This is a genomic window from Microcystis sp. M53602_WE12 (assembly GCF_030065455.1).
Taxonomy (GTDB): Bacteria; Cyanobacteriota; Cyanobacteriia; order Cyanobacteriales; family Microcystaceae; genus Microcystis; species Microcystis aeruginosa.
Genome location: NZ_JASJFB010000711.1, coordinates 1 through 1,783, shown reverse-complemented (window position 1 = coordinate 1,783; position 1,783 = coordinate 1). Strand labels below are relative to the sequence as shown.

General features: G+C 43.1%; 1 protein-coding gene. It reads right to left on the bottom strand.

Annotation, left to right across the window (positions count from 1 at the left end; genetic code table 11):
* Nucleotides 1-300: 300 nt before the first annotated feature.
* Nucleotides 301-1,539, bottom strand: coding sequence for a glycosyltransferase family protein (locus tag PX482_RS22125; RefSeq protein ID WP_288058210.1), 1,239 nt, complete (start codon nt 1,537-1,539; stop codon nt 301-303).
* Nucleotides 1,540-1,783: the final 244 nt, after the last annotated feature.

The window sequence follows — 1,783 nt, the reverse complement described above, 5'->3', positions numbered from 1 at the left end:
TTTGTAATATTCCTTGTTGACACCCTTACTGACAAAGAAAAAACTGAAATCAAGTCAGGATAAGGGTTGGAGTGCTTACTGCAAAAATTGTTAAGAAAGATCCCTATAAGGGATAGCTTATCAAGGGGGGCAGGGGGGATCGAACCCAAAATCTATCTTCAATTTAATTATAGCGTTTCCCAATCTCATGAGGTACACCAAAATCTTAACTCCTGACTCCTGACTCCTCAAAACCTAAGACTCTGTACCTCACAACTATGGGAATTGCTATATAACCAACAAGCTTAATTCTCTGATTGCTTAGAAACTAGACAGTTGTTCGGCAATAATAGATACTAACTTATCCACTGCTCCTGCTTGCCCACGCACTGCCCGCAATTTTTGCCGGATAGCCTCTAATTGTTCGGGATTTTCTAACCAAGATATAGCCATATTTGCCACTTCTTCTGGTTGTAATTCCCCCAATAATTCCGGAACAATTTCGGCACCGGCCCAAATATTTGGCCAGGCATATAAACGTTTTTTTCGCAACATATAGAGATTAATTATCTTAGCAAATAAAGAACCCACCCCCGGCAGTTGGGCTAATAAACCGGGTAAACCGTCCCAAGTTCTCATCGCGTCTAGTTGCTGAGTCGGTAGTAAAATAATCATCGGGATTGCCAGCGCCCCTAATTCGGCAGTATTAGCTCCCACCGTCGTTAAAGCTAAATGACAGCGAGAAAGCTGGTTATGGGCGGGAAAATCGGTAATTAAGTCAACTTTTAAACCTTTGGCTGTTTCTAGATAGGGTTTTTCTCCGTTTTTTAATTGGGCAGCACTCCAACCGGTTTTAGTGATCATCGGATTATAGCTAGGATCGGCAAATTTCGCCAAATAAGCTAAATTTAGGGTAGGAGCGACGGGAATCAAGAATTTAGTCTGGGGAGCCTGCGCGTGTATCTTTTCAGCAATGGCTAGGGTTAGGGGTACACCCTGGGCTAATTTCGAGGGTTTGGAACCCGGGAGGAGTGCAATTAAGGTAGTGTCATCGGGGGTGATAGCAGTGGGCAAATCCACCATTAAATCGCCGATAACGGTAAATTTAGATTGATATTGTTCAGGAATATTTTTTAATACACTTGTATTCATCACGGCAAAGCGATCGATACCCCGATACCAACGCGCTTCCCATTCCGCATAGATAACGGTGCGATAACCCAAACGTTTACCGATGGTGAGGGCAAAAAATTGATCGCCCCCTAAAAATAAAACGATGCCCTTGGGGTGCCAATCCCAATTATCGGCGGTTTTTCCCCAGAAAAGAAAATTAAAGAAGTTTTCTGGCGACTGGACTCGATCGACCTCTGGATATTTCCTAACTACTTCCGTTTCCGCCCCCATAGAATGAGTACAAGGGGAAAGAATCACCGAAATCCGCAACAGCGATCGATCTTCTGTTAAGTTTTGTCGCAATCTCTTGACAACTGGACGCACCCATGTAGATATTTCTCCAGGGCCATTGGAGAGAATGAGAAGATCAACAGGAGAATCAAACATGATAAGTAGCTGGTTATAATTAAATTAAAAATGGATTTTAGGTTCGATCCCCCCTGCCCCCCCTATCCATTAGTCACATCTTTCTTAACATAAAATTTGACAAAAAGAGAAAAGTCTGCAAGATGGCTCAAGGGGGTTCTATGGGGGGACTAATTTGATGAGATAGTTTCCAAGTCTCGCTGATATCATGTAACCTTCCCAGTCCCAACCAAATAGTTTTAACACCAGGTTCACCGTTGACCCT